The sequence below is a fragment of the Winslowiella iniecta genome, from assembly GCF_001267535.1.
In the GTDB taxonomy this organism is placed as follows: Bacteria; Pseudomonadota; Gammaproteobacteria; order Enterobacterales; family Enterobacteriaceae; genus Erwinia; species Erwinia iniecta.
This window is the reverse complement of the sequence record NZ_JRXE01000005.1, coordinates 66,263-92,849: the sequence shown is the minus strand read 5'-3', so window position 1 is coordinate 92,849 and position 26,587 is coordinate 66,263. Positions and strand designations below refer to the sequence as shown.

Annotated in this window: 17 protein-coding genes; 3 read left to right on the top strand and 14 right to left on the bottom strand. The window is 55.6% G+C overall.

Annotation, left to right across the window (positions count from 1 at the left end; all coding sequences use genetic code 11):
• Positions 1-26: 26 nt before the first annotated feature.
• From NG42_RS04625 to bcsR, 9 genes are all read right to left on the bottom strand, one after another.
• Positions 27-1,301, bottom strand: a complete 1,275-nt coding sequence (locus NG42_RS04625) for an alginate lyase family protein (protein ID WP_052898098.1) — start codon at positions 1,299-1,301, stop codon at positions 27-29.
• A 185-nt stretch (positions 1,302-1,486) separates the two neighbouring features.
• Positions 1,487-2,977 (bottom strand): M16 family metallopeptidase, encoded by a 1,491-nt coding sequence (locus NG42_RS04620; RefSeq protein ID WP_052898097.1) that lies wholly within the window; start codon positions 2,975-2,977, stop codon positions 1,487-1,489.
• Between the two features lie 267 nt (positions 2,978-3,244).
• Positions 3,245-4,519 (bottom strand): dicarboxylate/amino acid:cation symporter, encoded by a 1,275-nt coding sequence (locus NG42_RS04615; protein WP_052898096.1) that lies wholly within the window; start codon positions 4,517-4,519, stop codon positions 3,245-3,247.
• Between the two features lie 193 nt (positions 4,520-4,712).
• Positions 4,713-6,734, bottom strand: a complete 2,022-nt coding sequence (hmsP, locus tag NG42_RS04610; protein ID WP_052898095.1) for a biofilm formation regulator HmsP — start codon at positions 6,732-6,734, stop codon at positions 4,713-4,715.
• A 169-nt stretch (positions 6,735-6,903) separates the two neighbouring features.
• Positions 6,904-10,356 (bottom strand): cellulose synthase complex outer membrane protein BcsC, encoded by a 3,453-nt coding sequence (gene bcsC, locus NG42_RS04605; RefSeq protein ID WP_053116354.1) that lies wholly within the window; start codon positions 10,354-10,356, stop codon positions 6,904-6,906.
• A gap of 44 nt (positions 10,357-10,400) precedes the next feature.
• On the bottom strand, positions 10,401-12,728 hold the full coding sequence (gene bcsB, locus NG42_RS04600; RefSeq protein ID WP_052898093.1) for a cellulose biosynthesis cyclic di-GMP-binding regulatory protein BcsB: 2,328 nt from the start codon (positions 12,726-12,728) through the stop codon (positions 10,401-10,403).
• Between the two features lie 10 nt (positions 12,729-12,738).
• Positions 12,739-15,324, bottom strand: coding sequence for a UDP-forming cellulose synthase catalytic subunit (gene bcsA, locus NG42_RS04595; RefSeq protein ID WP_052898092.1), 2,586 nt, complete (start codon positions 15,322-15,324; stop codon positions 12,739-12,741).
• Entirely contained in the window at positions 15,321-16,052 is a 732-nt protein-coding gene (gene bcsQ, locus NG42_RS04590) for a cellulose biosynthesis protein BcsQ (RefSeq protein ID WP_052898091.1), read from the bottom strand. The genes bcsA and bcsQ overlap by 4 nt, the downstream gene beginning before the upstream one ends.
• Positions 16,052-16,261: a cellulose biosynthesis protein BcsR gene (gene bcsR / locus NG42_RS04585; protein ID WP_053115684.1), complete on the bottom strand. Its 210-nt coding sequence runs from the start codon at positions 16,259-16,261 to the stop codon at positions 16,052-16,054. Before bcsR ends, bcsQ begins: the two co-directional genes overlap by 1 nt.
• 167 nt (positions 16,262-16,428) lie before the next feature.
• Here bcsR and bcsE point away from each other — a divergent pair, with 167 nt between their 5' ends.
• The 3 genes from bcsE to bcsG are packed head-to-tail and all read left to right on the top strand — an operon-like array spanning position 16,429 to position 19,828.
• The gene (gene bcsE / locus NG42_RS04580) at positions 16,429-17,982 is read left to right on the top strand and encodes a cellulose biosynthesis protein BcsE (protein WP_052898090.1); all 1,554 of its coding nucleotides are present in this window, start codon (positions 16,429-16,431) and stop codon (positions 17,980-17,982) included.
• Positions 17,979-18,170: a cellulose biosynthesis protein BcsF gene (bcsF, locus tag NG42_RS04575; protein WP_052898089.1), complete on the top strand. Its 192-nt coding sequence runs from the start codon at positions 17,979-17,981 to the stop codon at positions 18,168-18,170. Before bcsE ends, bcsF begins: the two co-directional genes overlap by 4 nt.
• Positions 18,167-19,828, top strand: coding sequence for a cellulose biosynthesis protein BcsG (gene bcsG / locus NG42_RS04570; protein WP_052898088.1), 1,662 nt, complete (start codon positions 18,167-18,169; stop codon positions 19,826-19,828). Before bcsF ends, bcsG begins: the two co-directional genes overlap by 4 nt.
• Before the next feature lie 20 nt (positions 19,829-19,848).
• Here the strand turns inward: bcsG and NG42_RS04565 are convergent, their stop codons facing one another.
• The 5 genes from NG42_RS04565 to NG42_RS23340 form a co-directional block, all read right to left on the bottom strand.
• Positions 19,849-20,766, bottom strand: a complete 918-nt coding sequence (locus tag NG42_RS04565) for a bestrophin family protein (RefSeq protein WP_052898087.1) — start codon at positions 20,764-20,766, stop codon at positions 19,849-19,851.
• 166 nt (positions 20,767-20,932) lie between these two features.
• Positions 20,933-21,946: a family 8 glycosyl hydrolase gene (locus NG42_RS04560; RefSeq protein ID WP_072133183.1), complete on the bottom strand. Its 1,014-nt coding sequence runs from the start codon at positions 21,944-21,946 to the stop codon at positions 20,933-20,935.
• A 12-nt stretch (positions 21,947-21,958) separates the two neighbouring features.
• On the bottom strand, positions 21,959-22,426 hold the full coding sequence (bcsD, locus tag NG42_RS04555) for a cellulose biosynthesis protein BcsD (RefSeq protein WP_053115685.1): 468 nt from the start codon (positions 22,424-22,426) through the stop codon (positions 21,959-21,961).
• A gap of 2 nt (positions 22,427-22,428) precedes the next feature.
• A complete protein-coding gene (locus tag NG42_RS04550) occupies positions 22,429-26,367 on the bottom strand; it encodes a cellulose biosynthesis protein BcsC (protein ID WP_052898085.1) in 3,939 nt (1,312 codons plus the stop codon).
• Positions 26,368-26,374: 7 nt separating this feature from the next.
• Positions 26,375-26,587: hypothetical protein (locus tag NG42_RS23340; RefSeq protein WP_241488305.1), on the bottom strand; the 213-nt coding region annotated here is incomplete at its 5' end.

Sequence of the window (26,587 nt, the reverse complement as noted above, 5' to 3'; positions counted from 1 at the left end):
CACATTATAACTAACTGATATAGCGCTTATTTCCCTGGTTTTTGCCCATATGGCAGCGATAACAGCCAGGTTTCGCGCTGCGCCTGTATCACGACTCCCCGCTGCGACGCACTTTGATGTTGCGGCTGAAAGTTCGCCTGCTGAATCCAGCGCTGATAGCGCTTATCGTGTAGCCGATTATCCGCCAGCGACAGCAGCGGTATCAGCCTTACCCCAACGCGATCCCGCGACGGATAAGGCCAGACACGCGCATCATCGCTGTAAGGTGCCATAAAATCCAGCGCGCGGATCAGGCCCGCCTGCTGTGCATTCTGGTAATGCCATAAATCTCCGGCTCCGGCTTTCGCCGCCAGTTCCGCCAGGGCGGTCAGCGCCTGTAAGTTGAAGTAGCTGTAATGAAATGAGCGCGTGCGTGCCAGTTCCAGCGGTTGCGAACCATCGGCAGCAATCTGATACGCCAGCTTACTTTCCGCCAGCGCCACCATCTGTTTAATTAGCGCGGGCTGCTGTAAATACCAGCCCAATGCGGCCAGCTGAACAGCATACCAGTTACCGTGATTATTCTTCGCCTGCGCTTCTTTTTTCGCCAGTTTACTGGTTTGCATCCAATGTAAGTACTCACTCATCCATTGGTGCATTGCCTGTTCGTCGCTGCTGTTCCAGCCTTGCGCCTGACGTAGCTGAATCAGTGAATCAACAATCCGCGTGGCTAAGTAGCGACCATCCAGCACACCCGATGCGCGCCCGTCAGCAATACCCGGCACGCCCTGCGCAAAATTAAGATTTGGGTTCATGCGCGTTTCCGGCGCGATAAACCAGTGGCGCAGCTGAGCGATGGCTTTATCGGCATAGCGCTGCTCGCCCGAGAAGTACCATGCCAGCGTCAACGCCTGCACATCAGCGGTAAACGCCGCCAGCCTGACGCCGTCCGATTGCGCGTTCTTACTGGCCGGATTCACCTCACCGTCGCGTCGAATCCACGGCAGGCCGTCACTTTTACTGCTGTCGGGCCACCAGTAGGCACTAAGACTCAGATAGTCATGCTTTGAGCCGCTCGGCGGCGTGAGTATTTTATCGGTTACGCTCATCAGAGGATGTTGTAGTGCTTTATCCGCCTGATGCTGTAATGCCCGCCAGGCCTGGAGGGTTTGGGGAGCGGCACGCTGCTGCGCCAGTTGCTGTTTCACTTCTGCCAGCTGGGTATCCGACAGAAACGCCAGCGAGTCAGCTTGCACCGCGAAGCTGGCGCACAGTGTCAGCCACAGTGCGTAGAGTAAGCCGCAGCCGAAGCGATTTCTCATACCGTTCTCCCTGAAACCTGCGCAATGTGTAGGGGGCGTTTTCGGCAAATGCTGATGGTTTAAGGAAACATCAGCGGGATTTCTGGAATGCCGTAGGGGAGCCGTTTTCGGCTCCCGTCCTGAGGGTATGCAGAGTGCTAACCCTCGGCATGGGCGGCGAGAACGCCGCCCCTACAACACATTTATCAGGACTGTGGAACAGGTATATCTGATACTTCTTGCTTATTGTCTTCGGCCGGTGCGCTGACCGTCGCGGGCGGCGTCATAATGCGCTGCCAGCTCTCCTGCAGTGATTTGACGTTGGTTTCGGCTTCACCCTGCGGTTGCATCAGTACCATCGTCAGCTCCTGAGTTAACTGCTGGCGCAACTCCTGATTCAGCATCGGCAGCGTTAATTCGGAGAGGAATGTCTGACGCAACTTCTGATATTGCTCAGGGGCAATATCCACCACGGCATTCTGTTGTGAACGCAGGCGCTGGCTCATCAGGACATCAGTATTGGTGCGCGCATAGGTGGCAAACAGTTTATTCAGCTCAGCGGTTTTCTGCGCCATCAGCGCATCGAACTCATCCTTTGGCAGACCGTTATCACGAATATTCGCCAGCTCACGGGCAATCATATTCATATTTTCCTGCAACGTGGCATTGCTGGAATCCATATTGATTCCGCACTGCGCGCGCTGATAGAGAACACGGCAATCGAAGCCCACCTGGACGCCCTGCGCTTTGCTGTCGCTCAGTACCCGCTGAACATGCCAGAACAGCGCTTCACGAGCCAGATCACTCTGCCAGTAACGCGTAAGGTTCTGTGAATCGCGAATCGGCGGCCATGCGGTATCCCAAATCAGCGACAGACGATCCTGGCTGACGGCATTATTCACCAGATTGACCGGCTGATGCGGCAATGGCGAGAGAGTGGGCATCGGTGAAGGCGTTTCACGTTTGCCTTCCAGCGGTGAAAACGCTTTATTGATTTGCTCAGACAGACTGCGGTTGTCAACATTACCCACCACAAACAGCGTCATCGCATCAGGGGTATACCACTGCTTGTAGAAGCTGCTCAACTGGTTGATATCAATCGGTGATTTGGCCGGTTCCGACGGATCGTGCCCCAATAACAGCGAGCCTTTCAGGCGATAACGCCACCAGACATCTTGCGGGTTAGCCGGCCAGGTCGCCACCGGATCATCAGCGCCAATCGCGGTATTGACCACCTGATCGTTAATCGTCATTTTGCCGGCAGTGGCGGCCAGCCAGTTGAGGGCATCTTTGACGACTTCCGGGCGATTATTCGGCAGGCTGAGGTTGTAGATAGTGAAATCATACGAGGTAATCGCAGGCGGCAATGGACGGTTCGGATCGATACCCTGCGTCCACAGTGCTCGCTGCTGAGTGGTATCCAGCGCGGCATTATGCACCAGCGCCAGACGTGGTAATAAGTGGCTGAATCCGATCTGCTGGGCAGTCTCCACCAACGATCCGGTATTCACCAGCAAACGGATTTCGACTCTGTCACTGGGGCGCTGCGGCGTGGTGAGCACCTGCCAGTTAAATCCGTTCGCTAATTTACCCTGCTGCCAGGCAGGATCAGGTTGTAGTGTTTCAGCCTGCACCGTGTAACTGACAGTTGCCAGAAACAACCCACCAACCAAAAGACCTATTCTGGTGCCCTGCATGTGAACCCCTACTCAATAACAAACCAATAATAATCACTGGCGCTACGTAATCCTTTGTTATCAATTTATAAGATCACAAAGGGAAGCTGCTGCTTTTTAAGAGAACAGCTTCTTAGACCACGCGATCACAAAGATGTCGCGCAACGAAGTGAAATACCATGAAAAAAATGCTAAGTGGGGATTATTATGCAAATGCCCGCAGCAAGGGCAAGCTGCTGCGGGCATTTGAGGGGCTTTTTCACTGAATTAGTCGCTCAGCGCAATTTTTCAGGCGGTTTTTTCCGTTTTAGCGGGTGCAGACAGTGTCTCTTTCATCTTTTTCTCGTCCAGCTGCCCGACCCATTTCGAGACAAACACCGTCGCCACACCGTTACCAACCAGGTTGGTCAGCGCACGGGCTTCCGACATAAAACGGTCAATACCGAGGATCAGTGCCAGACCCGCCACCGGCAGATGGCCTACCGCAGAAAGGGTCGCCGCCAGCACGATAAATCCGCTGCCGGTTACCCCAGCCGCGCCTTTTGATGACAGCAGCAGTACCACCAGCAGGGTAATCTGATGCACGATATCCATATGACTGTTGGTCGCCTGCGCGATAAACACCGCCGCCATAGTCAGATAGATTGAGGTGCCGTCAAGGTTAAACGAGTAGCCGGTCGGAATCACCAGACCCACCACCGACTTCTTGCAGCCCAGTCGTTCCATCTTCTCCAGCATACGCGGCAGCGCTGATTCAGAAGAGGAGGTGCCAAGCACAATCAGCAGCTCTTCTTTGATATAGCCAATAAATTTGAAGATATTAAAGCCGACGTAACGGGAGATCAGCCCCAGAACCACCACCACAAACAGCACGCAGGTGATGTAGAAGCAGATAATCAGCTGCCCAAGCTGAACCAGCGAGCCGACGCCATATTTGCCGATGGTAAAGGCCATCGCGCCAAACGCGCCTATCGGTGCCAGACGCATAATCATGTTGATGATGCCAAAGATCACTTTGGAGAAGCTCTCGATGACATTAAAAATCATCGTGCCTTTATCACCGAGGCGATGCAGCGCAAAACCAAACAGAATGGCAAACAGCAGTACCTGCAAAATATTACCGCTGGCAAACGCGCCAATCACGCTGGAAGGAATGATATCGAGCAGGAACGGTATGACGCCTTGCTGCTCAGCCTGCTGGGCATAGACCGCTACCGCTTTCGCATCGAGCGTGGCAGGATCGACATTCATGCCTGCGCCAGGCTGCACCACATTGACCACCAGCAGACCGATAATCAGCGCAATGGTACTGACGATTTCGAAGTAGAGCAGCGCCACTGCACCGGTGCGGCCGACCGCTTTCATGCTTTCCATGCCGGCGATACCGGTGACTACGGTACAGAAGATGACCGGGGCGATGATCATTTTAATCAGTTTAACGAACGCATCGCCGAGAGGTTTCATCTGCGCGCCCAGATCCGGATAGAAATGTCCGAGCAGAATACCGATGGCAATAGCGGTAAGAACTTGAAAGTAAAGGCTTTTGAACAGTGATGTTTTCATAAAAGCGTTTCCGTTTACAGCAGACCATGCGATTTACATCGCTATCATTAGAATTGAACGACAGCGCGGAAAATAACACCGGGTTAACAAGATTGATATATCTTGACACAACCTGTAGAAAGCATAATCGATAACTATGAACTGAAACGCTTCAGCATGAAAATCCATAACCCTGGATTAACATAAACTGTTATCAGGAGGGATCTGATTTCAGATAATCCGCACGCGGCAGCCATTTTTCAAAGCTTGCCAGTGGCAGTGCCGCAGAATAGAGATAACCCTGACCGATGGTGATACCGCGCGCCAGTAACCAGTCGCGCTGTTCGGTGGTTTCCACCCCTTCAGCCACCACATCAATATCAATAATTTCGGCGATCGCCGCGATGATTTTCACCATCGTATCGTCAGCAGGCAGGGCCGAAACAAAGCTGCGATCCATCTTCAGCTTGCTGACCGGCAAGGATTTAAACTGCCGCAGGTAGTTAAGATTGGAGTAGCCCATACCAAAATCATCCAGCGCTACCGCTACGCCAACTCGTTGCAGCTCACTTAACAAGGCCACGGCCTGCTGCGGATCGCCAATCTCGGCGGTTTCCGTAATTTCCAGCACCAGACTGCCGGGCAGAATGCGGTGACGCGCCAGCAAATCCTGTAAATGCGGCACGATGCCGGGATCGCGCAGCTGTACCGCAGAAATATTGACACTGAGCGGCAGGATAATATCGCGCTTTTGCCAGCCCGCCAGCACCCGGCAGGACTCTTCAAACACCCAGCGCCCCAGATCGCCGATGACGCCAAGCTCTTCGGCACCGACAATAAAATCTTCCGGCAGGTTGTAGCTGCCGTCCGGCTGGCGCATGCGTAACAGGGCTTCCGCCCCCACCAGCTCGCCGCTTTGCATATTGACCTGCGGTTGCAGATAAAGTGCAAACTGCTCCTGTTCCAGCCCGCGCAGAATGTCATGCTCCTGCGTCAGGCGCTTTTGCGCACGTTCCGTCAACAGCGGATCATAAAACAGAATCTGGTTTTTACCCTGATGACGCGCCGACATCATCGCTGAGGTCGCACGCCCAAGCAGCTCGACCATCGTCAGGGTAGCCGCATCACGCTGTGCCATGCCGATACTGACCGCCGGGCGAATTTGCATATGTTGCAGCGCGACCGGTTGTGTCAGGCGCGTCATGACGTTGCGCGCCAGACGAATGGCGCGGAACGGACTGTTGGCTCTTTTTGCCAGCAGCGCAAAATCGCTGCCGCTCAGCTGCGCCAGCACCGTCCGATCATCCAGGCAGCTGCGAATTTTTTCTGCCAGCGTCAGGATCAAGGTATCGCGCTGTTCGTCGGTCAGAATGCCATTGGCTTCCTGCAAGGTCTCAACACGCAGCACTATGACGGTGAAACCACTGAGGCTGCCTGCGGATTTCATATGCTGCTCCAGCAGAGCGAGAAACAGGGTTCTGTTCGGTAAATCGGTCAGTGCATAGTGGGTAGTCAGCCGGCTCATCTCATCATGGACTGATTCCAGCACCTGCTGATTGCGGTTGTAACTGCGAATCAACATGCCAATTTCATCATCACGATGCAGCGGCGGAATCGCCAGTTTGTGAGTGAGAATATCCTGCGGCGGCAATTCCTGTAGCTCGCGGGAGATATCACGCAGCGGATGAACAATCAGCCGGTTAATGCACCAGCTAATCGCCACCGACAGGATCAGCGCCAGCAGCAAATACGTGGTCAGCATGGTGGCAATGGTGCTGAGGATAAACTGATAGACGCGCCATGAGTCTGCCTGCAACACCAGATAAGCCAGCGGTTTAGGTGCAGCAGTGCGCTCCATGGCGTAGAGCGGCACCGTAATCTGCACCGGCAGTTCAAACACCCGTGCCACCAGCCGTGGTACCGGTTTTTCCGGGTCAAAATCCGTGTGCAACGCCTGAAATGCGTTCGGCAGCACCACATCGGCTCGCGACAGAATCCCGGCCGGTTTAAGCGAGTTAAGAATGCGTTCAGCCTCGGGGATATCGGCGCGCAGTACCGCTTCCGACAACGGCTGACGAACAGTATGCGCGATGTTCTCCATTTGCTGGGCGTAGTCGACCCTGCGCTGCTGCACAAAATGGAAAAGCTGAATAACGATAAAGATGCAGATGGTGATAATGGCAACCGCTGAAACCGTCGCCATCTGCTTGATCGTGAGTGAACGACTGACGCGCAAAGCTGTTCTCCAGGCTCCTCGTAAGGAGTAAGAAGGAAAAAACTGCTCCGAGTATATCCCATGCTCCCGGTTTTATCAGACAGCAGAATGCCCGATAGCCGTGTTTAAGTGTTTTCCGAGGAAAAACCGCCGCTCAGCAGCAAAATTAACAGCGTTTTATCGCCACAGACTATTTGAAATCGGCATACGGCGTCAGCGGTTGTGGCGGAATATCCAGATCCCCTTCCCAGCCCGCCAGCGAATAGCGCACATACAGCAGTCCGTGGCTGGGGGTGTAATCCTTCGCCTGCTGAATATCGACGCCAACACCCAGCGTCCAGTGCGCGCTTAAACGCCGCTCAACCAGCGCGTGCAACGTGTAGCCAGTTCCCGTACCGGAACTGTCGGATGAGACCGGATTCGCCGTGGTCTGAAAACCCGGGTTAACCGGGTAACGCGCCTGAGCTTTGGTTTTTGAGTGTGACCACGATACTGAGCCGCCCAATTCATACGACCAGTTTTCGCTGCGCTGACGCCAGTTCACTGGCACCGCCAGTGAGAAATAACGTTGCGGGCTGTAGTAACCGCCCTGACCAAATGAGTAGTCGCTCAGATCCTTCTGGTAGTGCCACAACATGCTGTTCAGACCAATAGTGGCACGGCGGTTATTTTCATTGATCAGCTTATAGTAGTAACCCGCCATCAACCGTTCGCGCGAGTTGTCCGCCACATTTTTTCCGGTGATTTGATGTGCGCTGAGATCCGCCCATACACCATGCGCGCCCCCCTGGTCATAGCTCATGCCGACGCCGCCACCGGTCGCAACGACTCCGCCCCAGCTGCGCCCGCCCTCGCTACTCGGGTCGCGGGCACCGGCATAAGCCAGCAGCGAACTGGAGATGGGACGCCGTGAGGCGGTGAATGACAAACCGATATTCCTGACATCCGTCTCCCAGCTGACACCACCAACCCAGTTCACCACTTCAAAACCAACTGGCGTAGTGCCGATATCGGCAGCCCAGCGGTCATTACGCCAGCCAATCGCCGGAGCCGTGCCCTCGGCACGCTGTGTCAGGTCGCGGCTACAGCCGTTGGTATTATTGTCCGCACAGCTGCCAAACACCTCAGTGTGAGAACCGTTAGTGGTGGAGAAACTGCCTGCCGAAACGGCGACATGATCCAGTCGCAGAAAGCCTTTGCCATCAGCGAGTGGCATTTCCGCCTCAAACATCGTGGTATGAGCGGTAAAGTCAGAAATCCCGCCGGTCCCTTTATTCCGCGAATAATCCTGCTCCAGCGTCAGCGTCGTGTCCTGCTGGCGATAAAGGTCGGCAGCATCGCTGCGTATCCCCCGTTTCAGCCAGTCATCACGCTGGTCGTTGCGCATCAGGCGGGTGAATTCGACATTATCCTGCGGGAGTTGTTGAGTGATGTCGCTGGCAACCATCGCCTGGCGATAATCATCCAGCGCCGCTTGCGGCTGGCGCTGCTGCGTTTCCAGCCGCGCCGCATCGCGGAACACCAGCGCACTGCTTTGTGAAGGCATCTCTTTGGCTGCGCGCGTTTTCAGCCCGCGATACAGTGTGGCAGCACGCTGGCTGTCGCCGACGCTTTGCCAGGCACTGGCAACCCGACGCTGCGTGTTAATGCTCTCGCCGACCGCCTCTGCCGGCAGCTGTTGCAGTGCGCTACGCGCATCGTCAGTACGCTTCAGCGCCACCAGCGCATCAATACGCCCCAGCGCGGCATCACTGTCTTGCGGTAGTCGTTTGAGAACCTGCTGATAACCTTGCAACGCCGCTGCGCTATCGCCGCGCGCCAGCGCCCAGTCCGCCAACGTATTATCACGCCGCGTCGAGAATGGCTGCTGCTGCAACAGCGCAATTGCCGCCGCTTCATTGCCGCCGTCACGTAACGCGTTGGCTTGTTCAAAGAGTTTATCCTGCTCCAGCCGCGTAGACAGATCGACGATATCTTCGTCCCATTGCGCCCTGGGCAGAGTGTTTAGTTGTGCGATGGCCCGATCGCGCCGATCGCTGGAAGAGAGGTACAGGCCGTATGCATAAACCTGCGCCGGATCGCTCGGGCGCTTGCTGGCCATCGCCGACATCACCGAATCCGCCTGCTCCGCTTGCCCTGCCTCACGCAGTGCGCCAGCCAGCCGGTAGTTCAGCCAGACATCATCCGGCGCATCGCGCTGCGCCCGGCGATATTTTTCCACCGCCTGCGCCCAGTTGCCCTGCGCGGCCAGCGCGTCGGCTTCCGCGCGCACTGCATCGCTGCGCAGGTCATTCAGCGTACTGCCCAGCGCACGCTGCTGGGCGGGCGTAAGCCGGTTGATAAAATCGATCGCTTTTTGCGGCGATTGCTGCTGATACAGTGCCGCCAGACGACGAGCCGCGGTACTGTTACCCGGCTCAAGCCGGAGGGCGCGCAGAAACTGCTGTTCGGCACTGGCGTTATTTTTCTTCGCCAGCGCCACATCGCCGAGACCAATCAGCGCATAGCTGTCGCTGTTATCCAGCGCGCGCGCATGCTGATACTGGCGCTCTGCGGCGGCAATATCGCCTTTCGCCAGCGCCTTGTCGCCGTTATCGATCGCCAGCCAGTAGCGGTTCGATGTCAGCAAACTGCGCCATTTGCCAATACTGGTACTTTGCTGACCCGCCCGGATCGCCCGTTCAAAATAGCCGATAGCGGTCGCCCGACGATTAGCACGTGACTGCGCCTGCCCCATTGCGCCAAGCAGTTCAGCATCATCAGGCGTCGCCCTGAGCGCAGCCTGTAACGCGGGGATCGCTGCCGCGCCAGCGCCGCCGTCAACCAGCGCCAGCCCACGCTCACGCTGGCGAAATGCCGGGTCTGCCAGCAGTTTTTGCTGTCGCGCCAGCTCCTGCTCACCATTGCGCTGAGCATCGCCAGAGGTAAAGGTATCGATATACCGTTTCAGTTCGGCGACAGTTTGTTCGGAAACCGGCTGCGACTGGATTCTCGCCAGCCATAAGGCACCGGCCTGCTCACGGCCAGCCGGGTTATCCGCCACCTTTTTCAGCTCCTTAAAAGCCTCAGCGGTGTTATCGTCCCGCAACTGCATCTGGGCAATCAGGAGCCGCACCCCCGTATTACCGGGATACTGCTGATCCAGCGCCTGCAATTGCACCAGCGCCAGCTGCTCCTGACCGTCAATGCGCGCCACCAGTCGCCAGTACTCCAGCGCAATATCCACGCCCGGAAAGATGCCATTAAACAATTTATCAAAGGCGACTTTCGCCTCTTCCGGATGGCCGGAGGTCGCCAGCAGACGGGCTTGTTGCAGCTGCTGACGTCCTTCGGGGGTGAGTAGCAGCATGCTGGCGGCGGACTGCCGGGTCGCCGCAGAATCCGGCGCGGTTTGATTCAGTTGCGTCATCAGGCGCTGAGCTTTCGCCTGATCGCCCTGGCGCAACGCCAGCCGCAGCTGCGCCGCCAGCACTTCAGGATTATCCGGATCGATTTTCTGCAAACGATACAGCGACTGTGTCACCAGCAAGGGTTTATTCGTCGCCTCACCAATGCGTATTTGCTGTAGCAGCCATGCCACTGGCGCAACCTCTCGTGGCGCTGGCGGATCTGCTGCCAGCGCGACCGGACCAAAGCACGCCATGCCGGGCAATAACAGCCCCAGCCATGGCAAAACTTTCCTGGCCACTACTTGTTATCCTCTTCGCGAAGGCGACGGCGGCTGACCAGGCTCATCACACGCCAGATAAGCAGCGCAAACAGAATCACCACGATAACGGCAAACACGGCCAGCCATACCGGATGGGTGGCCAGCGCATTCCATACCCGCTCCCACCACGGCAGATAACCGACATAATAGTTATCGCCAACCCGCAGGCTGTTAACGCCGGATTCGCGCACAATCGCCACCGAACCGTAAATCGCCGCACGTTTTCCGCTATCCAGCAGCGCATCGTTAAGTAATTGCCAGGCACGTGGACTGTCGGCCAGTAAAGCAATCACACTACGCTGCTCATCAAACGGTGACTGGAAACCCACAATAGCGGCAATCGGCCCGGCGGAATCGATCGCTGTGATGCTCTCCGCTTGCCGATCGCTGTCGGACACATTGTCGTTATTCAGTGTGGTCTGACGAACAGGTTTTTTTACCCAACTTTTCGCCGCATCGACCAGTAAATTGATCCGGGTATCATCGCGCAGATTCTCCGGGATCGTGCCGATCATCAGCAGGTCGCGGTCACTCTGTTGCGCCTTGCTCCAGTCATCGGTCAGCTGGATTTTCAATGCCGGGTAACCGGTCTGCGCACCGACTATGCCCAGCGCATTCAACAGGGTAGTAGTCTGCTCCGCTGAAGGCTTCTGATTCACCAGTACCAGAGTTTGCGCCAGATCGGCATTGCGGCTGAAAGGGAAACCGGCATTGGCAAAGGCGCGCAGTGACGGCATTTCGATATAGTGGCGATAGCCGGAGAAATCCACCGTCGAGGTGCCGTCGATCACCACATGATTACTGACCGGCGCGACCGTTTCGCAGCGACCATCACTGGTGCCGCCGATAAAGGTGGTGGCATAGTCAAAATCAAAGCGCATCTGGTTGACGACCCCAAGGCGCAGCGCCGGAATCGTCAGTTGTGTTGTGCTGTCCTGCAAACCCTGAATCAGCGGAATATGCAGCAGCTGGTTGCCCTTATCCTTTTTCGCCAATAACGGGTAATCCTGCATAAACTGATTGTTCAGGTGGATAGCCAGACGCGAACCATCGTTATCTTGCAGCGGCGAAGTATAGCGATAGTGGATATCCATATTGATGCCGCGCGCCCGCACCAGGAACAGATCCGGCGGCAGATTCATATTCAGCGCAATCGGCGCAGGCTGCATGCCACTGGATTGCAGCTGATTTTCGTACGCCTGCAACTCGCTAAAGGCGGTCAGACGGTCAGTGCGCACCCAGCGTGGCGCATCGTAAGGCTTTCTTGGCTCCAGTGATTTAACGCTATCAACTGTTGAGGTCTGGCCGCGCAGCAGCACATCCCCCTGAGCAATCCCCTGTACCGCGGTGATCAAATCCTGGTCATCGCGCCCCAGAATCAGCAACATTTTCTGATAAGGATTATCCGGCTGACTGGCGATTTCAACCGTCGGTTTCTGTACCGCAGGATAATCTTTCAGGAAGTCCGGACGCTTATCATTGGTGGCAAATACCACCGCATGCTGTTGCTGCGGCAGCTGGTTATACAGCACCGGATAAGACTGACCGCGCCACTCCGCTTTCACGCCAAACCATGAGGCCAGCATCGCCGCAGCGTGCTGCTGAGCCACATCCGGCTGAGCGCTAAATACCATCGGCAGCGTCAGCGGACGGTTGTCGCGGGCGTCAAAGAATGGCTCCGGGAAATGCGACAAATCATTTTTCACCAGCAATTTCTGCATGGTCAGATCCAGCGTGCTCTCTTTACCGATATCCAGCCAGATTGAGGAATAGGCCGGATTTTCACAGACGTTAGTGTAATGTCCGACCAGCTCAATGCGTATCTGGTTAAAATCGCCAATAAAACGCGGATCGATATTAATCTGCGCCTGATTATCTTTCCCCAGCTGCTCGGCGGTGACCGTAATCAGCCCGACTAACTCTTCGTTAAGATAAATTTTCAGATGCGACAGGGTGGGTAGCAGCGCCGGAGAGGGGCGAAAGTGCAGATTCAGCAGTGCTTTTGTCACCACTTCGTCACTGCGCACGCCAAATTCAATCTGGCCCTGGGGGCGTATACCGCGCAGGTTAAAACTGCCGGGCGGTGGCGCGACCTTGCTGAATGGCAATGCCGCATCACGCAGCGGAGCAGACGGATCGACCGGCATCGGCGCGAAATCAGCGGTGGCTACCGGATTATCTCGCGGCACAGCAGCGGGCTGCGCCTCTTCCTGAGGTTGCAGCGGGACGATGCCTTCAGGAGCCGCATGGGACACCGGCATTGTTGCCATCATCAGTGCGGTAAACCAGCTTATTTTTCTCGTCATAGTGTCATCATCATGTAGTGAGTTTCGCCGGGCTTTTGGGGAAAAACGAGGCGATCCAGAGAATAAAGGTGGTTAATAGCCTGAACAGTCGACGCACGCCTGCTGGCCCATATTCCGCCAGACGGATATAGCCTTTAAAGCCCAGCAACATAATGTCGGCCAGACTTTGCATCGGCTTATCTTCCGGAAAACCGTCCTGCCACAACGCCCAGGTGTCAGCACGGGCAAAGGTGCACTGAATAAATTCGATATTCTGTTTCGTGGTCAACGCTTTCAGGCTGATGCCAATTCGCCTGCCAAACACTCGCTGCACATAGCAAGGGAAGCTGAACTCCTGCTGGCCGCGTTTAAGCAGCAGAAAAATTTGCTCGTTATCCTGCAACAGTCCCTCTTCACGCAGTTCAATACCGACGCTGGCATCGGAGTAATCACGCAGAGTGCATGGCAACATATGTCCGTCGGCGCGCATTATCGCCGCGGGCATGGCAATTTCTACCCGGTGAGATTCACGGATCTGGCGCGCCTCAACGGAAACCGCCACCGCACCGCCAAGAATAATCATGTTGTAGAACACCCAGATCAGGCTGACCAGCACCGTTAATACTTCCGTCTGCGGACCGTAACTAATACGCCAGATGGCGGCGGCGACCCCGGCAAGATTCAGCAGTACCAGGAACATATAGGGCCGGGTAATGACCCAGTCGAGATGCTGATTTTCTACCAGCCCGCCTTTGGCGGTGACGTTAAACTTGCCTTTATGCGGATTAAACAGCGCCACCGTAGTGGGTCTGGCGATATACCAGGCGAGCACGGTTTCATAGATATCGCTCCAGAAAGAGTGGCGATAACGCCCCTGGATACGCGAGTTAGTCAGGCTGGTATGTATCATATGCGGCAGGACATAGATGGCGATGGCCAGCGCGGGCGCAAAAATGATGTAAGCGTGGAACAGCAGAAAAGCCAGCGGTGCCAGCAGGAAAATCAGCCGTGGAATACCGGACAGGAAATGCAGCATGGCATTGGCATAACAGAGCCGTTGTACCAGCTTTAACCCCTTGCCGAGTAACGGGTTATCCAGCCGGAAAATCTGCGCCATACCGCGCGCCCAGCGAATACGTTGGCCGATATGGGCCGATAAACTCTCGGTCGCCAGCCCGGCCGCCTGCGGAATTCGGATATAAGCTGAGGTATAGCCTTTACGGTGCATGCGCAATGAGGTATGCGCATCTTCGGTGACGGTTTCCACCGCGATACCGCCCACCTCATCCAGCGCTTTGCGGCGAATTACCGCACAGGAACCGCAGAAGAAGGTCGCATCCCATACGTCGTTGCCATCCTGCACCAGACCATAAAATAGCGTGCCTTCATTGGGCGTACGGCGAAAACGGCCAAGGTTGCGCTCAAACGGATCGGGTGAGAAAAATTGATGCGGCGTCTGCAACATCGCCAGCTCCGGCTCTTTTATAAACCAGCCCATGGTCATTTGCAGGAAAGAGCGGGTTGGCACATGGTCACAGTCAAAAATCGCCACATATTCACTGCGGCAGGCCACGCGCAGCGCATGATTGATATTGCCTGCTTTAGCATGTTCGTGGCTTGGGCGGGCGATATACTGAATCCCGACGCTGTCAGCAAATTCGCGAAACTCAGCACGATTGCCATCATCGAGCAGATAAATGCAGACTTTTTCGCATGGCCAGTCCAGCCCCAGCGCGGCATAAATTGTCGGCTTCACCACGCTAAGCGGTTCATTGTAGGTTGGCACCAGCAGATCCACCGTCGGCCAGCGGCTGATATCTTCAGGCATGGATACTGGCTGGCGGTTAAGTGGCCACAGCGTCTGGAAATAGCCGAGTACCAGCACCACCCAGGAGAAAGTCTCAGCAGCAATCAGCATCAGTCCAAAGGTCAGGCTGAGCGGATCGTCCCAGTTAAGCGTTGACGTATAGCGCCACCATAAATAGCGACAGGAAACCGTCAGCGACAGCACAATCAGCATGGTGGTGGATAAGCGCCCCGGCACCCGGCGCACCACCATCGCCACCGCCCACAGCAGCATGACAAAGATAAACTGGGTAAACAGATCGAAAGGCTGGGAAATACACAGGATTGCCAGCACCGTGCCGACAATAGCGCAAACCCCGTACAGCAGCTTGCGCACTGCCGGACTCAGTTGCTCCAGCCGCCCTTCTGAGCGCTGTCGCAGATTTTTTCTCTCTGCGTGCCGGGGCAAATTATCCAGCCACAGAATAACGCGCTGACGCCAGCGAGACAGCGTATGAAACGCATTGAAGCGCTGACGTTCACTGCGAATGGATGGCAGAAACAGGATTAACCACAGCGTTTGCACCAGGTAACGCAGGGCATCAGCCGGACGCGGCCGTTCCGGGGAGATTTGTGGGTACAGTGAGCGACGCCGTTCAGTAATAGTTTGCCAGCCCGGCGTTTCCAGCCGCAGCAGCGACCAGCCAAGAATAATCCACAGACACTGAATAGCGGCGGCCAATCGGCTGGCACCGTTGCGCCGCCAGGCCTGATAGCGCTGGCTCAGCGCCTGGCGGGCAGGCGGAATCAGTAGCCAGCGTAGCGGGTTCATCGCCGTGCTCCGCCGAAATTAATCAGTAACCAGTTAGCCAGCGTGGTGAACTCTTCCGCCGCCAGGCTCTCCGGCCGATATTCACCGACCGGCTGTTTGAACAGCAACGCTTCCGCCACCGCTTCGTCACGATGAATATTAACCGGAATCAGAGGGGTCAGCGTACTGAGCCATAACTGCTGCAAATCCTGTTGCGACTGGCTGATGGCGTTAAACTGATTGAGTAAAAAAAAAGTATTACTGCTGAAATGGCTTTGATGTAGGCGAATCTGGCAGTTGGCATCGGCGGTGACCACGCGAATGATATGATCGGCATGGGCCAGAATGTCGCGCGACCAGCGGCTCTGCTGCGCCGGAACATCCAGCAGCAGCCAGTGATAATCCGCTTTCAGTTGCGTCAGATGCTGGAGCCACGGCGTCAGATACTCTTGGCTGCCGGTTTCGAGCGCCTCACGCTGCTGATTATCGAGCAGGCCAAACGGCACCACATCCAGCCCGGCCTGATAACGTAAAGCACTCTGCTGCCAGTCGCCGTTATCCAGCGCCACGCGCATCCAGCCGCGCACCTGCCCGACCGGCACATTAAAATGCATCGCCAGTTGATTACTGCTGGAAAAATCCATTGCCAGCACGGTTTCACCGAGCTGATTAACAGCCCAGGCCAAAGCCGCGGTGACAGAACTGGTTCCAGTGCCGCCGCGAAGTCCCTGTAGTGCGATAATCGGCATTAATTAGGGTTCTCCTGCTGAACCGCAACCAGCTCCTGCAACAAAGGCCAGCGGGTGAGAATATTTTCGAGACGTTCGTCTCTTGCAATATCAATATAGTGAAAAGCAGTGAAAGAGAATGCCTCACCCAACGCGGTGATATCATCATGCTGCCCGCTGGCATTCGCTACAATAGAAATGTCTTTATCACTTTTATCATCAATCGCCATGAAAACCCGCCTTTTTTCTTGCGGTAAATATACGGCAGAGCCCCATGGCTCATAAAAAATATTACTGCTTATTAAAGTTGCAGGCGACATTTTTAAATTACAATTAGTGCCAGAGATATCTTTCTATAATACATTAGTCGTGGTTTACCAACTTTGCGAAACTTCACATGACGCTATCATTTACGCTTGGCATTGACCAGCTACAGGGTGAGTTGCTCCAGATGCAGTCACCGGGTTGCTACTGGATAACCGCCGATCGCCAGCCAGATGCACGTCGTCTGGCAAGGCAGGTTATTGCCTCTCAGCAAGCGTTGACCCTGATTAGCAGTGCCGAAAAACCGCAGGAGTTGTTCACCCCGCCACCCGACGGTATCACGATCAGAGTTCCTATGTACTCCCTGCCTGCAACGCGTAAGGCATTAATGAATCTCGATGAGGATTTGTCACGTGCGTTGTCGCCACAGCCAGGGCTGATACTGCTTTATACCGCCTATGCGTCATGGCAGACCTTAACCTCCGCCGAAATCTCATCATGGCTTAAGAAAATTACCTCACTGCTAGCCACGAAACAATCTGCACTATTAATTATCACCTCGGGAACAGGCGTTAATACCCTGCGTAGCCAGTTACAAAGTTTTTTCCGCTATCTGGATGGGACTTCACATCTGGAATGGCAACAGGACAGCTGGGATTACCGAATTAACTGGTGGTTTAATGGCGATCGGCTGCTAGCCGATCGGAAAGTTCGCCTCGACAATAATAATGAGTTTTTTTCATTATTAGCCGATGACGCTCAGAACACGCCGTTAACCTTAAATGATGAGACAATTTTTATTGCGGAAAAGCAGGTTTTAGAAGGTGCGCCACCATTATCACTTCAGTGGCTTGTTTTTGACAATAATGAAGCGGTCTATTCACGCGCACAGCAGGCCAGCTCAGCCACGGTTATATTTAATCTCAGTAACAATCAGCAAATAAATAGCCTGGCCGAAAACATTCACAGCCTGCGCCGCACACGCGGCAGCGCACTGAAGATTGTGGTGCGTGAAATGCAAACCAGTTTGCGTTACAGCGATGAACGCCTGTTGCTGGCCTGCGGTGTAAACAACATTGTGGCTTTTGGTACCAATCTGTCGAATTTTCTTACCACGCTGGAAGCGATTCAGGGGCAAAGCTACAATCGCCATGTTCCGGCTGACCTTAAACAGTTACAGGCTTCCATGCAGCCACTGCATGAGAAAGGTTATCTGCCGCTGGAGCGTTTCTGTCATGCCGTGACGCTGCTGATGAATAACACCCAGCTGCCGGAAAATGGCAAGGGGCTACTGGTAGCGCTGCGGCCGGTGCCGGAATTACAACCTCAGCAAGCATTAACGCTGTGTAAGATGCGGCGTTATGGCGATCTGGTGACCTTAATTGACGACCGGTTGTACCTGTTTCTCTCCTCCTGTCGCTTTAACGATCTCGATATCGCCTTAAAGTACATTTTCCGCCTGCCTCACGATGAAATTTTCACCAACCGCATGATTTGGTATCAGGATCTGCAAATTCTGTCGGAAGTGAGGCAAATTAAAGGGCTGATTCCCACCGACTGGCACGACGTAACGCCTGAGAGTGAAGCCGGAGAGGTTATTGAAAAAAATCATAAAATGCCTGTTTCACGTCGCGTGCCGGAGCCCATCACACTGGGTAATGTCACCCGCGAGGTGAGCCGCCGATGAACATAATGGATGCCGTGCAGATCCTGATTCTGCTGCTGTTGATTTTGCTGATTTTAAAGCCATTTTATACTCGCTGGCTGCCGGCAAAATGGCACAGCATTGTCCATCGTGTTATGCCGCCACGCGCTCTGAAATACGAGACAACGTGGCGAAAAAAATCCTTAAATAAGGACGACGATAAGTCATGAGCGAGCCAAAACCTTCATCCACTTCTTCCGGTCAACTGTGGAGCTACTGGCGCGGTCTGGGCGGCTGGAATTTCTACTTTTTGCTTAAATTTGCCCTGCTGTGGTTTGGCTATCTCAATTTCCATGCGTTAAGTAACCTGGTGTTTCTTGCCTGGCTGCTGTTTCCGATCCCTTCGCTGCGCTGGCACCGTGTCCGCCACTGGATATCGCTGCCGATGGGTTTTGCCCTGTTCTGGCACGATACCTGGCTGCCTGGCCTCACCAGTATGCTCAGCCAGGGAAGCCAGATGGCCGGTTTTAGCGCGGCTTATCTGCTGGATCTGGTGAATCGCTTTATTAACTGGCAAATGATCGGCGCTGCCTTTGTGATGCTGGTGATTTACCTGTTTATTGCGCAGTGGATTCGCGTCACGGTGATCGTGACCCTGCTACTGCTGTGGATTAACCTGGTAAATATCGCCGGACCCGCGGTTTCCCTGTTGCCCGGCAAGTCGGCAACGCCCGAAGTGGTGTTAAACAATCAACCGCCAGCCAGTAAGGATGCCGCTCAGCCGAACACGCTCGATCAGTCAGCACCGCCGACCAGCGCCAACCTGACGGCGTATCTCAATCGTTTTTATGAGCAGGAAAAACAGCGCGTTACCCACTTCCCGGATACGCTACCGGCGGATTCTGCCCCCTTTGATGTGCTGGTAATTAATATCTGCTCCCTCGCCTGGTCGGATGTTGACGCCGTCAATCTGCGCGACCACCCACTGTGGAAGCATTTTGATATTCTGTTTAATAACTATAATTCGGCTACCGCTTACAGTGGCCCGGCCGGGATTCGTCTGCTGCGGGCCAGCTGCGGACAAACCTCGCATCACGATCTTTATCAGCCGGTCGATAACCAGTGCTATCTGTTTGATAACCTCGCGAAGCTGGGCTTTAAACAGCAGTTAATGATGGACCATACCGGTGAGTTTGGGGGCTATCTCGACGAGCTGCGTAAAGTCGGTAATATGCAGGCTCCGCTGATGTCACAGGCGGACATTGACCCGGAACTGACGTCATTTGATGGCTCGTCGGTATTTAATGATGCCCAGCTAATGCAGCGCTGGCTGGACGATCGTCAAAAGAGCAGCGACGCGCGTAGCGCCACCTTCTATAACCTGATTCCGCTGCACGACGGCACGCGTGAACTCGGCAGCACCAAGGTCGCCGCCTACCAGCCACGGGCAAAAGTGTTGTTCGATCAGCTGGATAACTTCCTGACCAACCTGGATAAATCCGGGCGTCGGGTGATGGTGGTGGTGGTGCCGGAACACGGTGCTGCCGTCGAAGGGGATAAAATGCAGATGTCTGGCCTGCGTGATATTCCCAGCCCGGGCATTACTCATGTGCCGGTGGGGATTAAGTTCGCCGGTATGAAAGCACCGCATCAGAATCAGCCGCTTAGCGTTGAAGCGCCTGTCAGCCTGCTGGCCATCTCCGATCTGATTTCGCGGGTGGTGGATGGTCAGGTGTTTAATGCCGCCAACGTCAATATGTCGGTGTTAACCGAAAATCTGCCGCAGACGCCGGTGGTGTCGGAGAATGATAACGCCGTGGTGATGATGTATCAGGGCAAGCCGTGGATTCGCCTGAATGGTGGGGATTGGGTGGCTTATCCGCAATAGGGTATAAGCCACCAGCCCGGTCAGGTTAGTGTGTAATGGCGGTCCGGCAGCATTTTTTCCGGCAGCGGGAATTGGTCATTCATTTCCCGCATATTGCGCTCAATGGTGTTACAAATAGCATCCAGCGGCAGGTCGTTGGCGGCCATGCCGAACGGATGCTCCAGCTCTTCGGCCAGCGACTCCAGCGAAAGAAAGGTATAAGAGATAAATACCGAAACCAGCGGCGTCATATAGTGTAAATCCTCCACCAGCGCGAACGGCAGCAGGCTACAGAACAGATACACCGTGCGATGCAGAATCAGGCTGTAGGCGAAAGGAATCGGCGTATTGGCAATGCGTTCACAGCCGCCCAGCACACGAGCCAGCTGATCAAGATTGCGGTCCATCCCTTCATAAATCACATCAGAAACAGCACCGCGCTGCCGCTGCTCCCCTAACCACACGCCCATGCACAGCAGCAGACGATTGGTCGGATCGGGGCTGCGCTGTACCTCTTCAGCCAACGCCGCCGGCACCAGCCGCCGCAAATCGGCGTTGCCATCGGTCTGGCGTAGCTGATGTTTCAGGCTCCAGCTAAACGCCGTCAGCAGATCGGCAAAGATTTTCGCCTGCTCAGGTTGATGCAAAAACACGCTTTTAATCTGGCGCAGCAACGATCGCTGGGTTATCAACAGCGTCCCCCAAAGCAAACGTGCTTCGGTAAAGCGGGCATAGCTGGCGTTATTGCGAAAACCAAGAAAGATGGCGATAGCCACGCCGAGTAAACTAAAAGGGGCGGTGGTGAGACGAACGCCAAGTGCTTCGTACCACTGATAGCAAATCACCGCAAAAGCGGACATCAGCAGATTCAGGCTCAGACGAAAAAGGATTTTGGACAATACCGAGCCATGCCAGACAAACAGGCGGCGAAACCAGTGCTGATGCGGGCGGACAATCATAATGACCTGCGAAAAGTGACAGAGTAAACAAGGGAATAAGATACGGCATCCACGCCGCCAGCGACAATGTTTCCGTAGCGGAGCCGTTTTCGGCTCCCGTCCTGATGATATGCAGGGTGCCAATCACCGCCACGGGCGGCGAGAACGCCGCCCCTGCGGGTAAACGTCAGTTAGCCTGGCGGCTCTGCCACGCACTCCAGACCAGCAGCCGCAAGCTGGCAGAATAGTAGTTTTCTTGCGCGTCCAGACTGCTGGAGAGTTGCGCGGTATCCCCCATGGTCAAATCGCGTACCGCCAGCAACCCCCCGTCCATATTGTAAGGTGCGGCCTCATTATTGCTGACATTGATCCATGCTGGCGTCTGCAAACGTGAATAGCCTGCCCAGTAATGCTGGAAAGGCACCAGTCGCAGGCTCTGTGGGTCATACCACCAGATATACAGCGGAATACGAATCGCGTCGTAGCTGAAACGCGGCGGCCAGGCAATCGCCGGTGCCAGGCTGCCATCGGCATTGAGCGCCACCCAGTCAAGCGGCAGTGCTGAACGACCAAAGTTATTCATTTTGCCCAGCAGCGTAAACCCATCCTCAATTAACTGATTCCATACTTTCAGATGGCTGCGGCGGGCAAAGTCGCGCCAGGCAGGAAACAGGAAGTAGGAGGGATTCAGTACCACATAGCTGGTTTTATTAAAGCCCTGCGCGCCCGGTAGCATCACCGAATATCCGCCAAAAGTGGTGACATTACGCGAGACAATCGACCGCTGAATTTTGTCCGACTGTTTTAAATAGTCCGCCACATTCCACTTCTCACCGGCACGCAATAACGCCCAGGCGATCAGCACGTCGCCATCTGACGCATTGTTTTTATCCACAATCGGATCGCTGGCATCCGGATTGTAGCGCCAGTAGAACAACCCGTTCTGAGCATTACTCAGATGCGAGCGGGTCCACTGCCACAGGCGATCAAAGCTCTGGCGATCGTTATTATCCACCGCCAGCAGCATGGCAAAGCCCTGGCCTTCGGTATGACTCACGTTGTTATTTGCGGTGTCCTTAATGCGCCCGTCGGCAGCCATAAAGCGACTTTTATAGCTGCTCCAGCCGTCATTTGCCGCCGCCTGCACGCTAAACATCCCCAATAAAATCATCATCAGCCAATGACGCCAGACTAACTTCACCGTAAAACCTCGCTAACTGTTTTGATAACGGAACAATAAAGCGGCATCGTCAGATACCGAATCACAGACCAGAGGAACCCGCTCGCTTCCCCCCTGCGCCTGTAGCCAACCGGCATATAAACCGGTCAGCACTGCGCCCATCGCCGCACGCCAGCTGGCTGTTGCCAGTTGGTTATCACCTTCTGGCAACGCCATATGCGTCAGCAGCAAGGCATTTTCCCGCGGTTCGATATCGACGAATCCCCAGTTAAAGCGGGCTAACGCCAGATTCATCTGCACTTCGAGATCGCGCACCGTCTGAGCACTGTTCAGCGGATAACGCTGCGCCAGCTGACCACCCATCTGCTGTAAAAACAGCTGACTTTCCTGCTCGCCGGCATTTTCCAGCATGCCTGAAATAATGACGCTCAGCAGATCGAACCAGCCCGGCTGATGAGAGTGTAGACGTGATGGCTGAAAAGTGTGGTTCAGTTCACTCATGCTTATTTGTCTCCCAGCATATAGCGGAAATAGAGTTGCGCGGTGCTTTCGCTGTAGTCACCAAAGGTGTCGTAACCCAGCTGGCCGCCGACGGTGACATCTTTATTCACCTTATAATCGGCACCGGCATGCAGGTTGTAGCCGATACCGCTTTTGCTGCCACCGGAGTAATACGCTTCTTTGGCGTAACCGTTAGTGACGGCGGTTTCTAACTGATTCTGCCAGTCAGGATTGTTCGGGAAGTAAGCGCTGCGATCCTGTGAGTAGGATTGATAACCGGCTGCACCACCAAAACGCACCTTCAAATCGTCATACTTCTGGGTAAATTCCACCGGGAACGAGACGCTGACATAATCCTGCGGGCTGAAATAGCCGCCTTGCCCGTAGCTGAAATAGCTGAGGTTTTTCGAGAAATCCATCCAGCTGATGCTGATACCGGTCTTCAGCTCGCGGTCGTCATAATGATACGGTCGAAGATAAGCACCGGCGTTCGCCACCAGACTTTTATTACTGGCAACATTCTCGCCGAGATAGCTGTAAGCGCCGGCTCCGGCGTAAAAGCCCGCGTCACCGTCGTCGTAACTCAATAACGCGTTACCGCCATTTTTAGTGACGCGCCCCCAGCTTTCGCCGGAAAGCTTATCGGTTGCGCCGACATAAGCGAGCAGACTGTCAGTGATCGCCCGGCGTTCGCCAGTCAGGATCAGCGTCAGGTAATCAGTGATCTTTGGTGACCACTGAATGCCGCCCACCAGCGTGGTCAGATCCTGCCCCAGCGGCGTACTGCCAAGGTCGATCTGGTAATGATCGCCGGTTAACGCCAGCTTCAGCTCAACGCCAGAGGCGGTCTGCGATCCCGGTGAGTCGACCGTCACTTCGTCCAGATTGGCTTTGTCGGTGGCATTGGCCAGCTTATTCTGCACACTTTGCAGCGTCGACAGGCCTTTAGTGGTCAAGGGATTAAGATCGTCAAAGGCGAAGGCGCTGCCGTCGCTCTTTTTAATTTTCTCATTTTTCAGCGTCTGTACCGCGGCGGAAACTGCCTGCGACAGCGCACCCGTGCCGAAACGGCGACTTGACTGACCGTCCGCGCTGCCGGCATTAAGCGACACCGGCGTAACGGTAAATTCAAAGCGTGAATCACCAAACGGCACACTCGACCAGCTCAGCGGCGCTTTGGCTTCGGTCAGCTTACTCAGCCCCGATTCACCATCGCGACCACGAATCTGCACGCCGCCCTGCGCCCAGGTTCCGGTGCGCTGTTGCAGATCGTCCATCATGCTGTCGATTTGATGCAGCGTGCGGCTTTGTGGCGAAGGCTCGCTGGCCGCCATCTGCCCGTCGATATCGCGATAGCTGCTCGCGCCCGGCGTCTGCTGCCACGGCATCGCGGCACCATAAGCCGAGGCGGAACGCCGCGTATCTGGCGTGCTGCGGTTGATAAACGGATTATCACTCAGTGCCAGACCGCCGACCACCGGCACGCTGCCGGTTTCCGCCCCTTGTAAGCCGATCATTTTGCCGCGCGCGGTGCGCAGATAGCTCAGCGCCTGATGATGATCGCCTTCCGCTTCGGCAACGCGTGCCATCAGTAACAGGCGTTCCGGCGTCTGTTCACCGCGCAGGCCATCGGTTAACGCGCGGGCTTTTGGCACATCATTCAGCGCCAGCGCCACGTTAACCGAACCCACGCGCGCATCCTGCGTCGGGGTATCACGGGTTAACAGATAGTCGTAAACCACACCGGCTTCTTTGTTCATCTTGCCCGACTGATACAGGCGCGCCATGGCAAACATCAGATCGCGGTTTTGCGGATCGGTTTGCAGCGCACCAATCAGCTTGTCGTAAGCCGCCGCGTATTGCTTCTGCTCACGCAGCCGGTCGACTTCATTGATGATATCGCCATTACGGATGCTCGCCAGCTGGGCTGGCGTACTCCGCGACTGCAACGCCGGGCTGCTGAGGAAGTTGCGGGCTTCGGCGGTCAGACCCGCCTGGTTCAGCACCGCCACCTGCGCGGCATAATCACCGGCGTTACCCTGTACGCCACGCTGCATATTGCTACGCACCACCGCCACTGCGGTGGTGATATCACCGGCCTGCGCCAGGCTTTGTGCCAGCTTACCGGCATCCGCCGGGTTTGACGGCGGGTTAGCAGCCAGCGCTTTCAGCGTATTGGCTGCCGCCGCACTGGAACCCTGCGCCAGATACTGCCCGGCGGTAGTCATTTGCAGATTAAAGTTGGCCCGCTGTGCCAGCTCGCGCATCGCCGCGTTCTGGCTGCGTGCCGGAATGCGCGATAACAAGGTACTGGCTTGCTGCCATGCCCCACTTTCGCTGGCATTCAGCGCCCCGGCGTACAGTTCATTACTGCTGGCGCCGTTACGAAAAACGGGCTGCATCACGCTGGCGGCGGCGGCACTGTCGCCCTGCGCACGATAGATGCGCGCCAGATCGAGTCGCAACCAGCCATCATTCGGAAAGCGTTGAATGCCCTGTTGCAACACCGCAACGGCTTGCGTGGCATTGCCTGCCGCCAGCGCCTGCTTCGCCTGCTGACGCAGCGGATCGCTGCTGCTGCCGGTACGTGGCATCACGCTCTGACGCACGCTGGCTGGCAGTGATGACAACAGGGTGTTGGCTTCCGCGCTGCGATTTTGCTGGCGCAGCACGTAAAACAGTCCCTCTTTGGCGTTGCGGTTTTCCGCTTCACTCTGCAATACCGCGCGATAAGTTTGTTCCGCCTGATCCAGCTGGTTCGTCCGGCGTAACACGTCAGCGCGGAACAGTTTGCCGGCAATGCCTTTTTCTCCGTCGGCCTGTGCCAGCGGCTCACTGAGCGCCAGCGCCTGCGCGGTATCACCGGATTTCAGCGCCTGCTGCGCCGACGCTAACTGCGCATAAAAACGCGCGTCACTGGCCTGTTGCTGGCGCTGCTGGCTGTCATTGCCGCCCAGTTTTGCCGAGCGATCAAGATAATCTGCGGCAGCCTGATAATCGCCGCTGCGCTGTGCGGCATAACCTAATCCCGCCAGTGCATCGGCATCCTGCGGGTTAGCTTTCAGTACCTGTTCGAAGGCCGTTTGCGCCCCGGCGACATCCCCGCTGTTCAGCGCGGTAAAGCCCTGGCCTTTCTCGGCACCACCGACATTTTTGCGGTAATACGCCATCACTGCGCTATCTTGCGGATGGCGCTGCTGCCAGGTCTGATACAGCGCGGCATCGTCCGGCTGCGGCGCTAACCACAGTAACGCCTGACGCATAGCGCGGTCGGCATCCGGGTTTCCGTCGGCGATGCCCTGCAACATCTGCAACCCTTCACGCCGCGTCGATTCCTGCCAGGTCAGTGCTTTCCCCAACGCCAGCTGGGCACCGGCATCCTGTGGATGCTGATCGGCGAACTGGCGCAGACTGTCGATGGCCTGCGGGCGCAAACTGCGGTCGCCCGCCATGGTCAGATAGTATTCTGCGGCAATACTGGCCGGCGGTTCATTACCGGAAAACGTATTACGCCAGGTCTGCAAAGCGGCGTTAACGTTACCGCTTTGCGCCTGCTGACGTGCCAGTGAAAGCTGAGCCTGCGGAATAGACTGCAGCTGGCGGACATTATCCAGTTCGCTCAGACGCGGGTCCTGCGGTGACACCTGACTCAGGCGTTGACGCCACTGTGCCGCAGCCGCATTGTCGCCGCCCTGCTGGGAATAAAGCGCCATCAGATACAGTGCCTGGGTATTACTGGCATCCACCATCAGTACTTTTTGCAGCGCATCTTTCGCCAGATCGTCATGGGCTTTTTGATGCCAGTATGTCGCCTGATCAAACAGGGCCTGCAAAGCCGGATTATTTTCTGCCGCCGCCAGTGCGGATGGCAAAGCGGCAGCCAGCGCACTGCTCAGCAGCAGTGCCTGACGAACTCTGGCGTTTAAAGGGGTTCTTTTCATGGTTGCATCACTTCTGATCGCCAGAGGAATCGTTATTGTTTTTATGTCCGTGCAGACGCCGCCAGGCATGGCGTTTCAGCATCAGATAAGTACAGCCGCCGACCACTGCCGACAGCAGCAACGCCATCAGCGCCATTAATACCGCGTGCTGGTTGGCATACCACACCACCATCATGTACCAGGGCATCTGGCCACTCGGGAACTGCGGTCCGACACGGAA

What these genes read in the sequence shown, in the direction of transcription:
- bcsA (WP_052898092.1), bottom strand. Translation starts at nt 15,324, where the DNA reads ATGAACCCGCTACGCTGGCTACTGATTCCGCCTGCCCGCCAGGCGCTG.
- bcsF (WP_052898089.1), top strand. Translation starts at nt 17,979, where the DNA reads ATGAACATAATGGATGCCGTGCAGATCCTGATTCTGCTGCTGTTGATT.
- NG42_RS04565 (WP_052898087.1), bottom strand. Translation starts at nt 20,766, where the DNA reads ATGATTGTCCGCCCGCATCAGCACTGGTTTCGCCGCCTGTTTGTCTGG.
- bcsE (WP_052898090.1), top strand. Translation starts at nt 16,429, where the DNA reads ATGACGCTATCATTTACGCTTGGCATTGACCAGCTACAGGGTGAGTTG.
- bcsR (WP_053115684.1), bottom strand. Translation starts at nt 16,261, where the DNA reads ATGGCGATTGATGATAAAAGTGATAAAGACATTTCTATTGTAGCGAAT.
- NG42_RS04620 (WP_052898097.1), bottom strand. Translation starts at nt 2,977, where the DNA reads ATGCAGGGCACCAGAATAGGTCTTTTGGTTGGTGGGTTGTTTCTGGCA.
- bcsG (WP_052898088.1), top strand. Translation starts at nt 18,167, where the DNA reads ATGAGCGAGCCAAAACCTTCATCCACTTCTTCCGGTCAACTGTGGAGC.
- bcsQ (WP_052898091.1), bottom strand. Translation starts at nt 16,052, where the DNA reads ATGCCGATTATCGCACTACAGGGACTTCGCGGCGGCACTGGAACCAGT.
- bcsB (WP_052898093.1), bottom strand. Translation starts at nt 12,728, where the DNA reads ATGACGAGAAAAATAAGCTGGTTTACCGCACTGATGATGGCAACAATG.
- bcsD (WP_053115685.1), bottom strand. Translation starts at nt 22,426, where the DNA reads ATGAGTGAACTGAACCACACTTTTCAGCCATCACGTCTACACTCTCAT.
- NG42_RS04550 (WP_052898085.1), bottom strand. Translation starts at nt 26,367, where the DNA reads ATGAAAAGAACCCCTTTAAACGCCAGAGTTCGTCAGGCACTGCTGCTG.
- bcsC (WP_053116354.1), bottom strand. Translation starts at nt 10,356, where the DNA reads ATGGCGTGCTTTGGTCCGGTCGCGCTGGCAGCAGATCCGCCAGCGCCA.
- NG42_RS04615 (WP_052898096.1), bottom strand. Translation starts at nt 4,519, where the DNA reads ATGAAAACATCACTGTTCAAAAGCCTTTACTTTCAAGTTCTTACCGCT.
- NG42_RS04625 (WP_052898098.1), bottom strand. Translation starts at nt 1,301, where the DNA reads ATGAGAAATCGCTTCGGCTGCGGCTTACTCTACGCACTGTGGCTGACA.